The 17,723-nt window shown below is 60.5% G+C and carries 18 protein-coding genes; 11 read left to right on the forward strand and 7 right to left on the reverse strand.

What is annotated here, in order from left to right:
• Window positions 1-190 precede the first annotated feature (190 nt).
• Window positions 191-745 (forward strand): tetratricopeptide repeat protein, encoded by a 555-nt coding sequence (locus tag KZH41_RS27260; protein WP_094951266.1) that lies wholly within the window; start codon window positions 191-193, stop codon window positions 743-745.
• Window positions 746-865: 120 nt separating this feature from the next.
• Here the strand turns inward: KZH41_RS27260 and KZH41_RS27265 are convergent, their stop codons facing one another.
• Entirely contained in the window at window positions 866-1,192 is a 327-nt protein-coding gene (locus KZH41_RS27265; RefSeq protein ID WP_003194436.1) for a DUF1820 family protein, read from the reverse strand.
• 129 nt (window positions 1,193-1,321) lie between these two features.
• Here KZH41_RS27265 and miaB point away from each other — a divergent pair, with 129 nt between their 5' ends.
• The 5 genes from miaB (at window position 1,322) to lnt (ending at window position 6,748) form a co-directional block, all read left to right on the forward strand.
• Window positions 1,322-2,650: a tRNA (N6-isopentenyl adenosine(37)-C2)-methylthiotransferase MiaB gene (gene miaB, locus KZH41_RS27270; protein ID WP_094951265.1), complete on the forward strand. Its 1,329-nt coding sequence runs from the start codon at window positions 1,322-1,324 to the stop codon at window positions 2,648-2,650.
• Window positions 2,651-2,880: 230 nt separating this feature from the next.
• A complete protein-coding gene (locus KZH41_RS27275) occupies window positions 2,881-3,882 on the forward strand; it encodes a PhoH family protein (protein ID WP_094951264.1) in 1,002 nt (333 codons plus the stop codon).
• Window positions 3,875-4,333, forward strand: coding sequence for an rRNA maturation RNase YbeY (gene ybeY, locus KZH41_RS27280; protein WP_094951263.1), 459 nt, complete (start codon window positions 3,875-3,877; stop codon window positions 4,331-4,333). Before KZH41_RS27275 ends, ybeY begins: the two co-directional genes overlap by 8 nt.
• A 43-nt stretch (window positions 4,334-4,376) precedes the next feature.
• On the forward strand, window positions 4,377-5,216 hold the full coding sequence (locus tag KZH41_RS27285) for an HlyC/CorC family transporter (protein WP_015373027.1): 840 nt from the start codon (window positions 4,377-4,379) through the stop codon (window positions 5,214-5,216).
• 8 nt (window positions 5,217-5,224) lie between these two features.
• Entirely contained in the window at window positions 5,225-6,748 is a 1,524-nt protein-coding gene (gene lnt / locus KZH41_RS27290) for an apolipoprotein N-acyltransferase (protein ID WP_242152860.1), read from the forward strand.
• A 127-nt stretch (window positions 6,749-6,875) separates the two neighbouring features.
• Here lnt and KZH41_RS27295 read toward each other — a convergent pair whose 3' ends face one another.
• Window positions 6,876-7,637 (reverse strand): YdcF family protein, encoded by a 762-nt coding sequence (locus tag KZH41_RS27295; RefSeq protein ID WP_263274041.1) that lies wholly within the window; start codon window positions 7,635-7,637, stop codon window positions 6,876-6,878.
• A gap of 97 nt (window positions 7,638-7,734) precedes the next feature.
• Window positions 7,735-8,052: a hypothetical protein gene (locus KZH41_RS27300; RefSeq protein ID WP_094951260.1), complete on the reverse strand. Its 318-nt coding sequence runs from the start codon at window positions 8,050-8,052 to the stop codon at window positions 7,735-7,737.
• Window positions 8,053-8,314: 262 nt separating this feature from the next.
• Between KZH41_RS27300 and leuS the strand changes: the two genes are divergently transcribed.
• The 5 genes from leuS to KZH41_RS27325 all read left to right on the forward strand — a co-directional run bounded on the left by leuS (window position 8,315) and on the right by KZH41_RS27325 (window position 14,473).
• On the forward strand, window positions 8,315-10,921 hold the full coding sequence (gene leuS / locus KZH41_RS27305) for a leucine--tRNA ligase (protein WP_242152863.1): 2,607 nt from the start codon (window positions 8,315-8,317) through the stop codon (window positions 10,919-10,921).
• Between the two features lie 88 nt (window positions 10,922-11,009).
• Window positions 11,010-11,615, forward strand: coding sequence for an LPS assembly lipoprotein LptE (lptE, locus tag KZH41_RS27310; protein WP_094951258.1), 606 nt, complete (start codon window positions 11,010-11,012; stop codon window positions 11,613-11,615).
• Between the two features lie 39 nt (window positions 11,616-11,654).
• On the forward strand, window positions 11,655-12,692 hold the full coding sequence (holA, locus tag KZH41_RS27315) for a DNA polymerase III subunit delta (protein ID WP_094951257.1): 1,038 nt from the start codon (window positions 11,655-11,657) through the stop codon (window positions 12,690-12,692).
• A gap of 229 nt (window positions 12,693-12,921) precedes the next feature.
• Window positions 12,922-13,086 (forward strand): alternative ribosome rescue factor ArfA, encoded by a 165-nt coding sequence (gene arfA / locus KZH41_RS27320; RefSeq protein ID WP_003176285.1) that lies wholly within the window; start codon window positions 12,922-12,924, stop codon window positions 13,084-13,086.
• Window positions 13,087-13,147: 61 nt separating this feature from the next.
• A complete protein-coding gene (locus KZH41_RS27325) occupies window positions 13,148-14,473 on the forward strand; it encodes a lytic murein transglycosylase (RefSeq protein WP_094951256.1) in 1,326 nt (441 codons plus the stop codon).
• A gap of 150 nt (window positions 14,474-14,623) precedes the next feature.
• Here the strand turns inward: KZH41_RS27325 and KZH41_RS27330 are convergent, their stop codons facing one another.
• From KZH41_RS27330 to KZH41_RS27345, 4 genes are all read right to left on the reverse strand, one after another.
• The gene (locus KZH41_RS27330; protein WP_263274042.1) at window positions 14,624-15,541 is read right to left on the reverse strand and encodes a S66 peptidase family protein; all 918 of its coding nucleotides are present in this window, start codon (window positions 15,539-15,541) and stop codon (window positions 14,624-14,626) included.
• A 178-nt stretch (window positions 15,542-15,719) separates the two neighbouring features.
• Window positions 15,720-16,721, reverse strand: coding sequence for a lipoyl synthase (lipA, locus tag KZH41_RS27335; RefSeq protein WP_176462942.1), 1,002 nt, complete (start codon window positions 16,719-16,721; stop codon window positions 15,720-15,722).
• A gap of 26 nt (window positions 16,722-16,747) precedes the next feature.
• A complete protein-coding gene (gene lipB / locus KZH41_RS27340) occupies window positions 16,748-17,395 on the reverse strand; it encodes a lipoyl(octanoyl) transferase LipB (RefSeq protein WP_094951253.1) in 648 nt (215 codons plus the stop codon).
• On the reverse strand, window positions 17,395-17,676 hold the full coding sequence (locus KZH41_RS27345) for a DUF493 domain-containing protein (protein ID WP_094951252.1): 282 nt from the start codon (window positions 17,674-17,676) through the stop codon (window positions 17,395-17,397). Before KZH41_RS27345 ends, lipB begins: the two co-directional genes overlap by 1 nt.
• Window positions 17,677-17,723: the final 47 nt, after the last annotated feature.

Below are 17,723 nucleotides of genomic sequence, written 5' to 3' on the forward strand. Positions count from 1 at the left end.
CAGAATTTGCTACTTTGCTTACAGAGATTTCCTGCATTTTTCGAGAAATCGCCTGCAATCCGGCAGATAACTTGCCTAAGCAGCAGAAAAACGAGTAAAGACTTTGTAAGCAGGGGCCTGCTTATTTCATAATGCGCGCTTATTGGACCCCCGAGGGTCCGCGCGCCCCGTCAGAGGTAAGTCGATTCCCATGAAACGCACCGGCCGCACCCTGGTTCTGGGCTGCCTGTTGCTCCTTCAGCCGCTGTTGGCACATGCCCAAGCAGGCGGCAACTCGTTGTTAATCCCAGCGATGGGTCGTTGCACCCTCAATACCCAGCCAGACAGCCAGGCCGAAGCCCTGAGCGCGTGCCAGAAACAGGCCGACGGCGGGGATGCGCAGGCGCAATACGAGTTGGGCGAGTACTACCACGACGACAAAAACCCTGCCCAAGACCTCAACAAAGCCTTGAGCTACTTCGAGAAAGCTTCGTTGCAGGGCCATGCCCAGGCGCAATTCCAGCTGGGCACCATGTTCTTCAAAGGCGAAGGCGTGCCGGCCAATAACGTCCAGGCGTATATCGTGCTGAAGATGGCCGCGGTCAACGGTGCCGAAGATGCACTGGACACCGCCGACGAAGTCGCCGAGCACATGCAGCGCGATGAGTTGGAAGTGGCAACCCAGGTGCTGGGTCAGATCTTCCGCAATTACTTGCAGGAATTGCAGAGTGCGGATGGGCGTTCGCCGTTCTCGCCGCTGCCTTAAATTCTGCTAAACCCTTCTACCGCTGTCGCGGGCAAGCCCGGCTCCCACACTGAACGGCATTCCAACGGGTCGAATGTGTGAGCTGGCTTGCCTGCGATGGGCACACTTGGGTCTAACGCCCTACTTCTCAGGCATCGGCATCGGAAACGGCATCACATTGCTGGTGCCACGCGCTTCACTGATCTTCGGTGTGCCCAGGCGCTCAACTTCATCGATGCGCACAATCGAATGCATCGGCACAAAGCTGCGCACCACGCCTTCGAACTGCGCCTTGAGCTTTTCTTCGCCCGGGTCGACGACCAACTGGGTGCGCTCGCCAAAGACGAACTCTTCCACTTCCAGGAAGCCCCACAGATCACTTTGATAGATCTGCTTGGCGTACATTTCGAACACCTGGCCCTGGTTGAGGAAAATCACCTTATAGATTGGAGCTTCACGTTTGGTCATGGTGGGCGGATAACATCGGGGATATAAAAGAGGGCGCGAACTATAGCATGGCACCCGATGCACAACGCTAGGAACCAATGGGCATGCCCCCTATAATGCGCGGTTCTTTACCACCAGTTGATGATTCCCATGGCCAAGAAGCTTTACATCGAAACCCACGGTTGCCAGATGAACGAGTACGACAGCTCGCGCATGGTCGACCTGCTGGGCGAACACCAGGCCCTGGAAGTCACCGCCCGCGCCGAAGATGCCGACGTAATCCTGCTCAATACCTGCTCGATTCGTGAGCGGGCCCAGGACCGTGTGTACTCGCAGCTGGGCCGCTGGCGTGAACTGAAGCTGGCCAACCCGGACATGGTGATCGCCGTCGGCGGTTGCGTGGCCAGCCAGGAAGGTGCCGCGATCCGCGACCGCGCGCCCTATGTCGATGTGGTCTTCGGCCCGCAAACCCTGCACCGCCTGCCGGAAATGATCGACGCTGCGCGCGCCACCAAGCTGCCGCAGGTCGACGTGTCGTTCCCCGAAATCGAAAAATTCGACCATTTGCCCGAGCCACGCATCGACGGGCCGAGCGCTTATGTGTCGGTGATGGAAGGCTGCAGCAAGTACTGCACCTTCTGCGTGGTGCCCTACACCCGTGGTGAAGAAGTCAGCCGACCGTTTGACGACGTGCTGGCGGAAATCATTCACCTGGCCGAAAACGGCGTGCGCGAAGTCACGCTGCTGGGCCAGAACGTCAACGGCTATCGCGGCCAGACCCACGACGGGCGCCTGGCCGACCTGGCGGAGCTGATCCGCGTGGTTGCCGCCGTTGATGGCATCGAGCGCATTCGCTACACCACCTCGCACCCGCTGGAGTTCTCCGACAGCCTGATCCAGGCCCACGCCGAAGTGCCGGAGCTGGTCAAACACCTGCACCTGCCGGTGCAGTCGGGCTCGGACCGCATTCTGTCGGCGATGAAACGCAACCACACGGCCCTGGAGTACAAATCCAAACTGCGCAAATTGCGCGCCGCGGTGCCGGGTATTTGCATCAGCTCGGACTTTATCGTCGGCTTCCCTGGGGAGACCGAGAAAGATTTCGAGCAGACCATGAAGCTGATCGAAGACGTCGGTTTCGACTTCTCCTACTCGTTCGTCTACAGCCAACGCCCGGGCACCCCGGCCGCCGACTTGGCGGATGACACCCCGGAAGCGCTGAAAAAAGAACGTTTGAATGCGCTGCAGCACCGCCTGAACCAGCAAGGCTTCGAAATCAGCCGACAAATGGTCGGTTCGATCCAACGCATCCTGGTCACCGACTACTCGAAAAAGGACCCGGGCGAGTTGCAAGGGCGTACCGAGAACAACCGGATCGTCAACTTCCGCTGCGACAACCCAACCCTGATCGGCCAGTTCGCCGATGTGCACATTGATGCGGCGCAACCGCACTCGTTGCGTGGGTCGTTGATCAACTGATCGCGGTGACCCGATGAAGATCAAAATGTGGTCGCTGGCTTGCCTGCGATAACGGTGGGCCAACTGATACAACGGGCACTGATACACCGCTATCGCAGGCGAGCCAGCTCCCACAGTGGTTCTTCAGGGTTCTTGAGATCGAGGCCAGTCCATTTAAGTGCTTTCGCCCACCGGCGGCTGGCGTTATCCTCTCTTTCATCTCAACAGCCAAAGGGCGGCTAAAAGCGACCTTGAACGCACCCATAGAACCCCATCGTTTTCTCCTCGAGCCCTTTGAGGCTCGCCGTTTCGCCAACCTGTGCGGACAGTTCGACGAGCACCTGCGCCTGATCGAACAACGCCTGAGCATCGAGATCCGCAACCGCGGCAATCAGTTCGAGCTTATTGGTGAACCTCAACACACCACGTCTGCAGAAAACCTGCTCCGCCGCCTCTACCGCGAAACCAAGGGTAGTGAGCTGTCGCCGGAGACCGTGCACCTGTACCTGCAGGAATCTGCCGTAGAAGATTTGGCCAACAACCCAGTGGCCGAAGCCAGCGTGGCCCTGCGCACCAAAAAAGGCATGATTCGCCCCCGCGGCTTGAATCAGCAGCGCTACGTCAAAGAAATCCTCGGCAACGATATCAACTTCGGCATCGGCCCCGCCGGTACCGGCAAGACCTACCTGGCCGTGGCCTGTGCGGTGGACGCCCTGGAGCGCGAGCAAGTACGCCGCATCCTGCTGGTGCGCCCGGCGGTCGAGGCCGGCGAGAAGCTTGGCTTCCTGCCCGGCGACCTGGCCCAGAAGATCGACCCGTACCTGCGCCCGCTCTACGACGCGCTGTACGAGATGCTTGGCTTTGAATACGTGGCTAAGCTGATCGAGCGTCAGGTGATCGAGATCGCCCCGCTGGCCTACATGCGTGGCCGCACCTTGAACAACAGCTTCATCATCCTCGACGAAAGCCAGAACACCACCGTCGAGCAGATGAAGATGTTCCTCACCCGTATCGGTTTCGGCTCCACTGCCGTGATCACCGGTGACGTCACCCAGGTCGACCTGCCCAAGGGCACCAAATCGGGGCTGGCGCAGGTGATCGAGGTGCTCAAGGACGTGCCGGGCATCAGCTTCACGCACTTCATGCCCAAGGACGTGGTCCGCCACCCGCTGGTACAGCGCATTGTCGAGGCCTACGAGCGCTTCGAACACAAGGATGACGCACCGGCCAAGGACGTTCGCCGCGATGCTTGAGCTTGACCTGCAGCTGGCTACCGAAGCGCCCGCCCCCAGCGAAGCGCAGTTCCGCCAATGGTGCACACTGGCCCTGCGCCAGCGCACCGCCGACTCGGAGCTGACCATCCGTCTGGTGGACGAGCCCGAAGGCCGTGAACTGAATCACACCTGGCGCCAAAAGGATTACGCGACCAACGTGCTGTCCTTCCCCGCCGACGTACCGGATGAATTACTGGATATCCCCTTGCTGGGCGATCTGGTCATCTGTGTCGAAGTGGTAGAACGCGAAGCAAAGGAACAAGGCAAGGAACTTGAGGCCCACTGGGCCCATCTAGTCATCCACGGCTGCTTGCATCTCTTGGGTTACGACCATATAGACGATGACGAAGCCTTGGAAATGGAAACACTGGAACAAACGTTGCTTGCAGAATTGGGTCACCGCGACCCGTATGCAGACGACGAAAACTGAAACGACACCTTACTGACACAACAAAGGATTTAGAGTAATCGCTATGAGCGAAGACCGATCGAGCAACGGGCAGAAGTCATGGCTGGGTAAACTGACCCAGGCTTTTGCCCACGAGCCGAAAAACCGCCAGGAGCTGCTTGAGCTGCTGCGCGAGGCCCATCAGAACAAGTTGCTGGACAGCGAAGCGCTGGCCATCGTCGAAGGCGCCATCCAGGTGGCTGACCTGCAAGTTCGGGACATTATGGTCCCGCGTTCGCAGATGATCAGCATCAAGGCGACCCAGACCCCACGGGAATTCCTCCCGGCCGTGATCGACTCGGCGCACTCGCGCTACCCGGTGATCGGTGAAAGCCATGACGACGTCATGGGTGTCCTGCTGGCCAAGGACTTGCTGCCGTTGATCCTCAAGGAGAACGGCGACAACTTCAACATCAAGGACCTGCTGCGTCCGGCCACCTTCGTACCTGAATCCAAGCGCCTGAATGTGCTGCTGCGCGAGTTCCGCGCCAACCACAATCACATGGCCATTGTGATCGACGAATACGGCGGTGTGGCGGGTCTTGTGACCATCGAAGACGTGCTGGAACAGATCGTCGGCGACATCGAAGACGAGCACGACGTCGAAGAAGACAGCTACATCAAGCCGCTGCCCAGCGGTGACTTCCTGGTCAAGGCACTCACGCCGATCGAGAACTTCAACGAGTTTTTCGACAGCGAATTCTCCGACGATGAATTCGACACCGTTGGCGGCTTGGTAATGAGTGCGTTCGGGCATCTGCCTAAACGTAACGAGACCACCGAGATCGGCGCCTATCGCTTCCGCATTCTGAATGCCGACAGCCGCCGTATTCACCTGATTCGCCTGACACCTATTGCCCGCTAAGGAATGACATGCAGCGCCTAACCCGCCCCGGCTGGCCCGGTAACTTGCTGGCCGTGGTGGCCGGCGCCATCACCACCCTGGCGCTGGCGCCGTTCGATTTGTGGCCGTTTGCACTGGTTGCGGTCGGATTTTTCTATATCGGCCTGCGCGAGCTGACGCCACGTCAGGCCTTGGGCCGTGGCTGGTGTTTTGGTTTCGGCCTGTTTGGCGCCGGCACCAGCTGGATCTACTACAGCATCCACCACTTCGGCGGCGCTTCGGTGCTGCTGGCTGGCTTCTTGATGCTGCTGTTTACCGCTGCCATTGCCTGGTTCTTCGCCCTGCCCGCCTGGCTATGGGCGCGTTGGTTGCGCCGTAATGAAGCACCGCTGGCCGACGCGCTGACGTTTGCTGCGCTATGGGTCGGCCAGGAAGCGTTTCGCGGCTGGTTCCTCACCGGTTTCCCCTGGCTGTACTCCGGTTACAGCCAACTCGACGGCCCACTCACCGGCCTCGCGCCGTTGGGTGGGATGTGGCTGATTTCCTTCGCCCTGGCGCTGACCGCAGCGGTGCTGTGCAACCTGCCGCGCCTGCTGGCGAGCAAGCGCAACGGTTTTATCGGCGCGGGCTTGGTGCTGCTGGTAGCGCCGTGGGCCATAGGCTTGGCACTCAAACATCACGCTTGGACCTCGCCTTCGGGCGACCCACTGACGGTGGCAGCGATCCAGGGCAACGTCGAACAAAGCATGAAGTGGGACCCCGAGCAGCTTAATGCGCAGTTGGCGTTGTACCGTGACATGAGCTTCAGCTCCAAGCCCGTCGACCTGCTGGTGTGGCCGGAAACGGCTGTGCCAGTGCTCAAGGAGTCTGTCGAAGGCTACCTCGGGATGATGGGCAAGTTTGCCGCCGACCGGCACACGGCGCTGATTACCGGCGTGCCGATCCGCCAGGAAGTGCACCACCAGAAGCGCTACTTCAACGGCATCACCGTGGTCGGCGAGGGCGAAGGCACTTATCTGAAGCAGAAGCTGGTGCCCTTTGGCGAATACGTGCCGCTGCAAGACATGCTGCGCGGGCTAATTGCCTTCTTTGATTTGCCAATGTCGGACTTCGCCCGTGGCCCGTCTGACCAGGCGATGCTGCAGGCCAAGGGCTATCAGATTGCGCCGTTCATTTGCTATGAAGTGGTGTACCCAGAATTCGCCGCTGGCCTGTCGGCCCAAAGCGATTTGTTGCTGACCATCAGCAATGACACTTGGTTTGGCCGCTCCATTGGCCCGCTGCAGCACCTGCAAATGGCGCAAATGCGTGCGCTGGAGGCCGGCCGCTGGATGATCCGTGCCACTAACAATGGTGTGACTGGCCTGATCAACCCGTTTGGGCAGATTACTGCGCAGATCCCGCAGTTCGAGCGCGGCATTCTGTACGGCGAGGTGGTGCCGATGCACAACCTCACGCCGTACCTGCAATGGCGCTCGTGGCCGTTGATCATTGTGTGCCTGGGGTTGTTCGGCTGGGCGCTGCTGGCGGGGCGGATGTCCAAAACGGTCTAAAGGCTAAACACAAAATAATGTGGGAGCTGGCTTGCCTGCGATAGCGGTGGGCCAGCTAAAACCGGCCAACTGACACGACACCATCGCAGGCAAGCCAGCGCCCACACTTAATCTGCTGTGTTTCGACTTATCGGTAAAACACCCGATACCCCACCTGCCCCACCGCCTCATTGATCAACTGCCCGCTGCGCCACACCGACACAAACTCGGGCATCCAGCCACCCAATGGCCGGGCATTGTCCACGCCCAAAAAGCCCACCGGCCCCGGCACCACGCTGAAGCCGGCCTTCTCAAAGCTCCAGACCGCACGCGGCATGTGCCAGGCCTGGGTCACCACCACCACACGCTTGATGCCTTGAGGCAGCAGTATCTCGGCGCTCATCTGTGCGTTTTCCCAGGTGGTACGGCTGCGCTCTTCCTTCCAGCGCACCGCCACGCCGAAGTCATCCTGCATCGACACCGCCATCAGTTCGGCCTCACTCGGCGGCGTGCCGTAATGCAGGCCGCCGCTGGTCAACACCGGCAACCCGGACGCCTTGGCCAGCCGCGCGGCATACCGCTGGCGCTCAAGGCCAGTGCCGGTGGGCTGATCGGAGCCCCACGCCGGGTCACCCCGTTCACGCCCGGAGCCCAGCACCACGATCGCGTCTGCCCGCTGGGCCAGTGTTGCCCACTCTTCACGGGCCAACGGTGGCTCGGTCTCCAGCGCATGCGCGCCCCATTGCACCATCACCGGCAGGCTGATCAACCACATCCCGCCCAACCCCAGGGCAAAACACAGCCCGGCCAACCGAGGGCGGCTTTTGCGAAACCACCAGGCAACCGCAAGCAACAGCAAAAAAATGCCGGGCGGCAACAGCAATTGTTTAATGAAATAACGAAAAGGCATCGGGCATCTCCAAAGATGCCCGAAGCCTAGATGCAACGGGGTTTAGCGACAATCCTTACCAGCACATTTCGAGAAGGCTACTGAATAACGCGGTGTTTCACTTGCACCGCACGGCCCGACGCTTTTCGGGACCGCGACCGGCAGCCACATCCTTCAGCCAGATCACCTTGGCCGAACGCGAGGGCTCCTGGGCAGGCGGGGAAGCCTGCTCTTTGGAGGCACGGTGGTGATTCAATTCCAAGTAGCCCTTGATCAGTTCAAGTTCTGCCTGGCTCAAGCCTCGCAACTCCAGCTCCAAAGGCTGCTCATCACGCAATCGGCCTGCGGTTCTCGCGGCATCCAATGCCCGACCTAAACGGTCGATCAGCCCTTCATACAATTGCGGTTTCGTTAAAGTTCGCTGCGATTCAACCATCCCCTCACCTCATTGAAGATAAGACTCACTCCCCAATAAACAGCGTAGTCCCCATGGCTGCGCCTGCCTGGCGCCGCGACAGACGGCCTCGCCCGCGCAATCAGGGTTTCCCTCGATAGAGTGGGGTCATGTATGCTACGGCGCTTCCTGTAACTCCACTTCCCGCAGGGTTTGGGCACGGACGCGCCGCTTTTTGGTGTCGATCAACCTGAACGTTGCACCGAAGAGGATTAGGCCACCCCTATTCAGTTCAAAAGTAGCCATGCACGAACAATATCAGCCCCGTGAAATAGAAAATGCCGCCCAAACCTTCTGGGACGAGCAAAAGTCCTTTGAAGTCAGTGAACAGCCAGGCAAGGAGACTTTCTACTGCCTATCGATGTTCCCTTACCCCAGCGGCAAGCTACACATGGGGCACGTGCGCAACTACACCATCGGTGACGTGATTTCGCGCTACCAGCGCATGCTCGGCAAGAACGTCCTGCAGCCTATGGGCTGGGACGCCTTCGGCATGCCGGCGGAAAACGCCGCGATGAAAAACAACGTGGCGCCCGCCAAGTGGACCTACGAAAACATCGCCTACATGAAGACCCAGCTGCGCAGCCTGGGCTTAGCGGTGGACTGGTCCCGCGAGGTGACCACCTGCAAGCCGGATTACTACCGCTGGGAACAATGGCTGTTCACGCGCCTGTTCGAAAAAGGGGTGATCTACAAAAAAAGCGGCACCGTGAACTGGGACCCGATCGACCAGACCGTACTGGCCAACGAACAGGTCATCGACGGTCGCGGCTGGCGCTCCGGCGCGCTGATCGAAAAGCGCGAAATCCCAATGTACTACTTCAAGATCACGGCCTACGCCGATGAACTCTTGTCGAGCCTCGACGACCTGCCGGGCTGGCCTGAACAGGTCAAGACCATGCAGCGCAACTGGATCGGCAAATCCAAGGGCATGGAAGTGCAATTCCCGTACAACGTCGATTCCATCGGCGCGGCGGGCGCACTCAAAGTCTTCACCACCCGCCCGGACACATTGATGGGCGCGACCTACGTCGCCGTGGCCGCTGAACACCCGCTGGCCACCCAAGCCGCACAGAACAACCCTGAGCTGCAGGCCTTCATCGCCGAATGCAAAGGCGGCAGCGTGGCCGAAGCCGACGTCGCCACCCAAGCGAAAAAAGGCCTGCCAACCGGGCTGTTCGTCGAGCACCCGCTGACCGGTGAGAAGCTGCCGGTATGGGTCGCCAACTACGTGCTGATGCACTACGGCGATGGCGCAGTAATGGCTGTGCCGGCCCACGACGAGCGCGACTTCGAATTCGCCACCCAGTACAGCCTGCCGATTAAGTCCGTCGTGCGTACAAGCGTGGGTGATACCAACCCGGCCCCGTGGCAAGACGCCTACGGTGAGCACGGCGAACTGATCAACTCCGGCGAGTTCGACGGCCTGGATTTCCAGGGTGCTTTCGACGCCATCGAAGTGGCACTGATCAAGAAAAACCTCGGTGCCTCGCGCACCCAGTTCCGCCTGCGCGACTGGGGTATTAGCCGCCAGCGCTACTGGGGCTGCCCGATTCCGATCATCCACTGCCAAACCTGCGGTGACGTGCCAGTGCCGGAAGACCAACTGCCGGTGGTGCTGCCCGAAGACGTGGTGCCGGATGGCGCCGGTTCACCATTGGCGCGCATGCCCGAGTTCTACGAGTGCGCCTGCCCGAAATGCGGTGCACCGGCCAAGCGTGAAACCGACACCATGGACACCTTCGTCGAGTCCTCGTGGTACTACGCCCGCTACGCCTCGCCGCACTATGAAGGTGGCCTGGTAGAAAAATCCGCGGCCGACCATTGGTTGCCGGTGGATCAGTACATCGGCGGTATCGAACACGCCATTCTGCACCTGCTCTACGCGCGCTTCTTCCACAAGCTGATGCGTGACGAAGGGTTGGTCAGCTCTGATGAGCCGTTCAAGAACCTGCTGACTCAGGGCATGGTGATCGCCGACACTTACTATCGCCGCGAAGCCAATGGCGCCTACACCTGGTTCAACCCGGCAGACGTCGAGCTTGAGCGTGACAGCAAAGCCAAGGTGATCAGCGCCACGTTGAAATCCGACGGCCTGCCGGTGGAAATCGGCGGCACTGAGAAGATGGCCAAGTCGAAGAACAACGGCGTCGACCCGCAGTCGATGATCGATCAGTTCGGCGCCGACACCTGCCGCCTGTTCATGATGTTCGCTTCGCCGCCCGACATGAGCGCCGAATGGTCCGACTCCGGCGTCGAAGGCTCGCACCGTTTCCTCAAGCGCGTCTGGCGCCTGGCGCACGCCCATGTCAGCCAGGGCTTGCCGGGCAAACTGGACGTGGCGTCCTTGAGCGATGAACAAAAAGCCATTCGCCGCAGCACTCACTTGGCTATCCGCCAAGCCAGCCAGGACGTGGGTCAAAACCACAAGTTCAACACCGCCATCGCCCAAGTGATGACGCTGATGAACGTGCTGGAAAAAGCACCGCACACTACGGAACAAGACCGCGCGCTGTTACAGGAAGGCCTGGAAGCGGTAGTTCTGCTGCTGGCCCCGATCACGCCGCACATCAGCCACGAACTGTGGAGCCGTTTGGGCCACAGCGGCGCGGTGATCGATGCGCGCTGGCCGGTTCAGGATGACAGCGCCCTGGTACAGGACACGCTGCAACTGGTCATCCAGGTCAACGGTAAACTGCGTGGCCAGATTGATATGCCAGCCAGCGCCAGCCGCGAAGACGTTGAAGCGGCCGCCCGCGTCAACGAGAACGTGCTGCGCTTTACCGAAGGCCTGACGATCCGCAAAGTGATCGTAGTGCCCGGCAAACTGGTCAACATCGTCGCTAGCTAATCGGATCGGGCGCAGGGCTTGAGCCCTGCGCCGAACTAAACCTTTAAGGCCTCGATAAGGCCCACATGGTTTCAAGGGGAGCAACAAAATGATCAAACGCAATTTGCTGGTGATGGGCCTCGCTGTGCTGCTGAGCGCTTGCGGCTTCCAGCTGCGCGGCACCGGCACCAATGAACTGTCGCTCAAGGAACTGGACCTCAGCGCCCGCAACGCCTATGGCGACACCGTGACTCAGCTGCGCCAGACCCTGGAAAACAGCGGCGTGCGTGTCTACACCGGCGCGACCTATAAACTGAACCTGGTAGACGAGCGAGAAACACAGCGTAACCTCAGCTACGCGAGCGCCGGTCGTGCGTCGGACATCGAGCTGAGCACCGCGCTCAACTTCGAAGTACAGGGCCGCGACCATCTGCCGCTGATGGGCGACAAGATCGAAGTGCAAAAGGTCGTCAGCCACGATGGCAACAACCTGGTAGGTTCGGACTCGGAAATTATCCAGGTTCGCAAGGAAATGCGTCGTGAGCTGATCCAGCGCATGATGGTGCGCCTGCAACAGCTGACCCCGGAAAAACTGGCCGCCTTGCAACTCACCGCCGACAACAAGGCCAGGGCTGACGCCGACGCCCTGAAAGCTGCGAAAGAGTACGAAGACAACACGCCGAAACAATCGCCTGTTGAAGTCCCTGTCGAGTAAGTCTGACGGGGCGCCCCTGGCGCCCCGTTCCGCCCGCCTATGAAACTCGCCCCTGCCCAACTCGCCAAACACCTGCAAGGTGGCCTCGCGCCTGTCTATATCGTCAGCGGTGATGACCCGCTGCTGTGCCAGGAAGCCGCAGACGCCATTCGCACCGCCGCACGCCAGCAAGGCTTCGACGAACGCCAGGTATTCAGCGCCGACGCCAGTTTCGACTGGGGCACGCTGCTGCAAGCCGGCGCGAGCATGTCGCTGTTCGCCGAAAAACGCCTCTTGGAACTGCGCCTGCCTTCGGGCAAGCCTGGGGACAAGGGCGCGGCGGCCTTGATGGAATACTGCTCGCGGCCCGCCGAAGACACGGTGTTGCTGATCAGCCTGCCCAAGCTTGACGGCAGCGCGCAGAAAACCAAGTGGGGCAAGGCGCTGGTAGAAGGCCCACAGACCCACTTCATCCAGATCTGGCCAGTGGACAGCAACCAGTTGCCGCAGTGGATTCGTCAGCGCCTGTCCCAATCGGGGCTGTCGGCGACGCAAGACGCTGTGGAGTTGATCGCCGCCCGGGTCGAAGGCAACTTGCTTGCCGCCGCCCAGGAGATCGAAAAGCTCAAGCTGATGGCCGAAGACGGGCAAATCACCGTCGAAACCGTGCAAGGCGCGGTGGCCGACAGCGCGCGCTTTGACGTGTTCGGGCTGGTGGATGCGATTCTTAACGGCGAACCCGCCCACGCCCTGCGCATGCTCGAAGGGCTGCGCGGCGAAGGCGTGGAGCCACCAGTGATTCTGTGGGCCCTGGCCCGGGAACTGCGGGTGCTGGCCAATATTTCCCTGCAATACAGCCAGGGCACTGCGCTGGACAAATGCTTCAGCCAGGCCCGGCCACCGGTGTGGGACAAACGCAAACCGCTGATGAGCAAAGCCCTGCAGCGCCACTCAGCGCAACGCTGGGCGCAACTGTTGCTGGAAGCGCAGCGCATCGACGCGCAAATCAAAGGCCAGGCGGCGGGCTCGCCGTGGATGAGCCTGAGTCGTTTGTCACTTTTGATGTCTGGCCAACGCCTGTCATTGCCGGCTGAATAACCCCCTCCAAACACCCGATGTTTTCCTGTGGGAGCTGGCTTGCCTGCGATGGCGGTGAGTCAGCTTGCATTTCTGGCACTGATACACCGATATCGCAGGCTTGCCTGCTCCCACATTAACCGTGCCCACTTGATAGTGTAAAACCGCCTACACAGCGCAGGGCTTTACAGCCGCGCCACTTCGGCAGATTATTTGCACCGCTTCATCCCATCTCCAGAGCGCACTGACCATGAGCAAAAAGCCATCCAAGCATGGCCCCAACAAGGCCAAATCCATCATCGCCCAGCCACTGTTCCGCAGCCGTCAGGAACGCGCCGGTAAGGGCAAAGGCAGCTACCGCCGCGAAGCCTTCCAGTCTAATAGCTGGGAGGCTTCTTACTTTCTGGCAGCCTGAAGGCAAGCGCCCCTCCGGCATGATAAGGTCTGCACCTGATTTGTAATCCCTGGACCTGTGCATGCCCTCTAATCTTTCCCGTCGTTGGCACCTTCGCCAATTGATCGCTGCCTCCAGCCTTATTCTGCTTGTCGCCTGCGCGGAAAAACCCACCGCCGCAGACGCCCAACCCCTGCCGAAACTCCAGGCCGCACCGGCCGTCGCGCCCGCCGTGGTTGCCCCATTGGCAGCAGACAATCTTGATACCCAGCCGCCCCAGACGTTTGCCGAATGGATGGCTGGCTTTCGCGTCGAAGCCTTGAAAGCCGGGATCACACCCGCCGTCTTCGACAACGCCTTTGCTGGTGTCACCCCCAATGAATCGGTGATTCGCGCCGACCGCAGCCAGCCGGAATTTTCCCGCCCGGTTTGGGAATACCTCGACAGTGCCCTGTCGCCGGTGCGCGTGCGTAATGGCCGGGCTGCGCTGGTCAAGTACGCCGATATCCTGCAGCGCATCGAGGACCGCTATGGTGTTGATCGCCGGGCGCTGGTCGCGGTGTGGGGCATGGAAAGCAACTTTGGCCAGTTCCAGGGCAGTAATTCGGTGATCGGCTCTCTGGCGACCCTGGCTTATGAAGGTCGCCGTCGGGCATTTGCACAGGCGCAATTGCTGGCGGCGTTACAGATCATCCAGCATGGCGATATTCAAGCCGACCAGATGAAAGGTTCCTGGGCCGGCGCGATGGGCCAGACTCAGTTCATCCCGACCGTCTACAACACCCACGCCGTTGACTTCGACGGCGACGGTCGCCGCGATATCTGGAACAGCCCAGCCGACGCCCTCGCTTCCACCGCTCACTACCTGCAGAGCTCGGGATGGCAGAAGGGTCAGCCGTGGGGCTTCGAGGTGAAGCAGCTGCCGGCGAACTTCGATTACGCCCTGGCAGACGGTGGCGTGCGCAAGACCGTCGCCGACTGGCTGAAACTCGGTATCCAACTACCACCTGGCGCAAGCTTGCCGGCCAATGTCGACCAACTGTCCGCCGCCCTGCTGCTGCCGGCCGGCTACCGTGGCCCGGCGTTTCTGGTGCTGGACAACTTTCGTGCGGTCCTCAGGTACAACAACTCCTCGTCCTACGCCCTGGCCGTTAACCTGCTGTCGGAGCAGTTTGGTGGCGGTGGTGTGATTCGTGGCAGTTGGCCTAAAGATGAACTGCCGCTGAGTCGTTCCCAGCGCATTGATTTGCAGACAGTGCTCAGCGCCAAGGGTTATGACGCTGGCAACCCGGACGGGATTATCGGCGCCAATACGCGCAAAGCGATTCGCGCGGCGCAGCAGTCGTTGGGCTGGCCGGCGGATGGGTATCCGACGGTGAAGCTGTTGGAATCGTTGCAGGGCCGCTGAGAGTACGATCGTTCCCACGCTCAGCGTGGGAATGTCGCCCTGGACGCTCTGCGTCTGCTCTTGAGGTCGCGACGCGGAGCGTCACAGGATGCATTCCCACGCAGAGCGTGGGAACGATCAACCACGCTCAGCGTGGGAAGGATCAACCAACTATTTCAACACTACATCCTGCTCCAACACCAACCGCTGCTCCCCCGCATCCAACCGCACCAACGCGCCCATCGGCAGTGTCAGGTTCGGGTCACAGTGCCCACTGCGCCAGCCGGACAACACCGGAATGCACAGCGGTTCGAAGGTCTGCTTGAGCAGCCGTTCCAACGCAGCCTTATCCACACCCGACACATCCCCCACCAGCACGCCGGCGACCTGCGCAAGCTTGCCCGCCAGGCGCAGATGCGTCAGCAGGCGGTCGATGCGGTAGATGGGCTCGTTGACGTCTTCGATCAGCAGAATGATGCCGTCAGCGTCGATCTCATAAGCCGTGCCCATCACTGCCGCGATCATCGACAAGTTGCCGCCCAGCAAGCGACCACAGGCGATGCCAGGTTCAATGGTGGTCAACGGGTAGGCCACCGGGTGCGCGAGCACGCTGCCGGCGCCCAGTTGACCGCGCAGCAGGCTGAATAACGATGACTCAGTCGGCTGCTGCTTATCGCCAAGCAAATCGGCATTGAGCATCGGCCCGTGAAAGGTCACAAAGCCTGCGTAACGGTTGATGGCTAGGTGCAATGCGGTGATGTCGCTATAACCCACGAATGGTTTGGGGTTTGCCCGAATCAAGTCGAAATCGAGCCGATCCAGTAGACGCGGCGTGCCGTAGCCGCCGCGCAGGCAGAAGATCGCATCGATTTCGGGGTCGGCGAAGGCGGCGTGCAAGTCGCGCAGGCGCACGTCATCGCTGCCGGCGAGGTAACCGTCACGTTCGTATACACCTGGAAAAATCCGCAGCTCATGGCCACGGGCGCGCATCCATTGCCCGGCTTTTTCAACGTCGAGAGCAGCGGGGCCGGCGGGGGCGATCAGGCCGATTATGCCTTCGGGGCGTAGAGCAGGTACGGCGACGGTCATCCACGATTCTCCCTAATTAACGCGCAACGAAATGTGGGAGCTGGGCCAGTGGGCGCTGGCTTACCTGCGATGCACACGCCTCGGTTTATCAGCCAAACCGAGGTGATGCAATCGCAGGCAAGCCAGCTCCCACACAAGCCCGCTCCCACATTGGATAGCGGTGTTGCGCAACCCGTTATTACGAAACCAGGCTTGCCTTGACCAGCTTGGCTTGCTCGTCAGCATGGTACGAGGAGCGCACCAACGGGCCGGAAGCCACGTTTTTGAAGCCCATCTTGTAACCTTCCTCGGCGAACCAGGCGAAGATGTCCGGGTGCACGAAACGCTGCACCGGCAAGTGGCTGCGCGACGGTTGCAGGTATTGGCCCAGGGTCAGCATGTCGATGTCGTGTTCGCGCATGCGCTTCATGACTTCGATGACTTCTTCGTCGGTTTCGCCCAAGCCCAGCATCAGGCCGGATTTGGTCGGGATGTGCGGCATCATCTGCTTGAATCGTTGCAGCAGGGTCAGCGACCACTGGTAGTCCGAACCTGGGCGCGCGGCCTTGTACAGGCGTGGCACGGTTTCCAAGTTGTGGTTGAACACATCCGGTGGCTCGGCGGCGGTGATTTCCAGCGCGACGTCCATGCGGCCACGGTAATCGGGCACCAGGGTTTCGAGCATCACGTTTGGCGACAGCTTACGGATCTCGCGGATGCAGTCGGCAAAGTGCTGGGCACCGCCGTCACGCAGGTCGTCGCGGTCTACCGAGGTGATCACTACGTATTTGAGTTTCAGGTCAGCGATGGCGATGGCCAGGCTTTGCGGCTCGTTGACGTCCAATGGCTTCGGCCGACCGTGGCCGACGTCGCAGAACGGGCAACGACGGGTGCAGATGTCACCCATGATCATGAAGGTGGCTGTGCCGCCGGAGAAGCATTCACCCAGGTTCGGGCAGGACGCTTCCTCGCACACGCTGTGCAGCTTGTGTTTGCGCAGCAGGGCCTTGATACGGTCGACTTCCGGCGAAACCGGGATACGCACGCGGATCCAGTCAGGTTTTTTCGGCAGTTCGGTGGTCGGGATGATCTTGACCGGGATGCGTGCAACCTTCTCGGCGCCGCGCAGCTTGACGCCGGCTTCCACCTTGGCACGCGGGGCCGGGGCCGGACGCTCGGTGATGTCCAGCGTCGGGATCATGGTTTGCACTGCATCAGTAGTCATAATCAGTCGATTCCGCCCGTAAGGGTCGTCTGCTCAGCATAGTCGAGGTGTTTGACGAGCTGCGCACGCAGCCGGGCACTTACCTCGGCAAATTTAATCGGTGTGGCGTGGTCGCTCAGTTGGGTCATCGCCAACCCTGCGTAACCGCAAGGGTTGATGCGCCCGAACGGCGCCAGGTCCATGTCCACGTTCAAGGCAAGGCCATGAAAGGAACAACCGTGGCGAATCCGCAAACCAAGGGACGCGATTTTCGCGCCGTCCACGTACACACCGGGTGCATCGGGCTTGGCCGCGGCGCTTACGCCGTAACTGGCCAACAGCTCGATCAGGCAAGCTTCCATGCGGCTTACCAGGTCACGTACGCCAAACCCAAGCTTGCGTACGTCCAGCAATAGATACGCTACAAGCTGACCCGGCCCATGGTAAGTCACTTGACCCCCTCGGTCGACCTGCACCACCGGAATATCCCCCGGCAGCAGCAGATGCTCGGCCTTGCCGGCCTGGCCCTGGGTAAACACCGGCGGGTGTTCCACCAGCCAGATTTCATCCGGGGCCGAGCTGCCGCGTTCATTGGTGAAGCGCTGCATGGCGTGCCAGACCGGCTCGTAGGCCACCTGGCCGAGCTCGCGAAAGCCCAGAACCTGTGACATCACAACACCATGTGCACGAAGCCGGTGGCCCGCAGTTCGCTGTTGATGTCGTAGAGCTGGTCTTGACCGGTCGCAACGATGTGCAACTGGATCGTGGTGTATTTACCGTTGGAGCTCAAACGCTCGTCCACTCGGTTGTCGTTGATCGTCGCGTGTACACGCACGATCTCGATAATCCTGTCTTTGCGGCCCACACCCGTGTCGCTGATCACCTTGATAGGATAATCGGTCACCGGGAATTCGATCTTTGGCGCCTTTACTTCTACTTCTTTATCGGTCATGGCAGAACGGCCTCGTAAGCGGTAAGCCGTGGCGACGGGCAAAGCCC

This window comes from Pseudomonas sp. YeP6b, from assembly GCF_025642995.1.
GTDB lineage: Bacteria > Pseudomonadota > Gammaproteobacteria > Pseudomonadales > Pseudomonadaceae > Aquipseudomonas.

Coding starts and splice junctions, on each gene's coding strand:
- KZH41_RS27260 (WP_094951266.1), top strand. CDS start 191: ATGAAACGCACCGGCCGCACCCTGGTTCTGGGCTGCCTGTTGCTCCTT.
- KZH41_RS27265 (WP_003194436.1), bottom strand. CDS start 1,192: ATGACCAAACGTGAAGCTCCAATCTATAAGGTGATTTTCCTCAACCAG.
- miaB (WP_094951265.1), top strand. CDS start 1,322: ATGGCCAAGAAGCTTTACATCGAAACCCACGGTTGCCAGATGAACGAG.
- ybeY (WP_094951263.1), top strand. CDS start 3,875: ATGCTTGAGCTTGACCTGCAGCTGGCTACCGAAGCGCCCGCCCCCAGC.
- KZH41_RS27285 (WP_015373027.1), top strand. CDS start 4,377: ATGAGCGAAGACCGATCGAGCAACGGGCAGAAGTCATGGCTGGGTAAA.
- lnt (WP_242152860.1), top strand. CDS start 5,225: ATGCAGCGCCTAACCCGCCCCGGCTGGCCCGGTAACTTGCTGGCCGTG.
- KZH41_RS27295 (WP_263274041.1), bottom strand. CDS start 7,637: ATGCCTTTTCGTTATTTCATTAAACAATTGCTGTTGCCGCCCGGCATT.
- KZH41_RS27300 (WP_094951260.1), bottom strand. CDS start 8,052: ATGGTTGAATCGCAGCGAACTTTAACGAAACCGCAATTGTATGAAGGG.
- leuS (WP_242152863.1), top strand. CDS start 8,315: ATGCACGAACAATATCAGCCCCGTGAAATAGAAAATGCCGCCCAAACC.
- lptE (WP_094951258.1), top strand. CDS start 11,010: ATGATCAAACGCAATTTGCTGGTGATGGGCCTCGCTGTGCTGCTGAGC.
- holA (WP_094951257.1), top strand. CDS start 11,655: ATGAAACTCGCCCCTGCCCAACTCGCCAAACACCTGCAAGGTGGCCTC.
- arfA (WP_003176285.1), top strand. CDS start 12,922: ATGAGCAAAAAGCCATCCAAGCATGGCCCCAACAAGGCCAAATCCATC.
- KZH41_RS27325 (WP_094951256.1), top strand. CDS start 13,148: ATGCCCTCTAATCTTTCCCGTCGTTGGCACCTTCGCCAATTGATCGCT.
- KZH41_RS27330 (WP_263274042.1), bottom strand. CDS start 15,541: ATGACCGTCGCCGTACCTGCTCTACGCCCCGAAGGCATAATCGGCCTG.
- lipA (WP_176462942.1), bottom strand. CDS start 16,721: ATGATCCCGACGCTGGACATCACCGAGCGTCCGGCCCCGGCCCCGCGT.
- lipB (WP_094951253.1), bottom strand. CDS start 17,395: ATGTCACAGGTTCTGGGCTTTCGCGAGCTCGGCCAGGTGGCCTACGAG.
- KZH41_RS27345 (WP_094951252.1), bottom strand. CDS start 17,676: ATGACCGATAAAGAAGTAGAAGTAAAGGCGCCAAAGATCGAATTCCCG.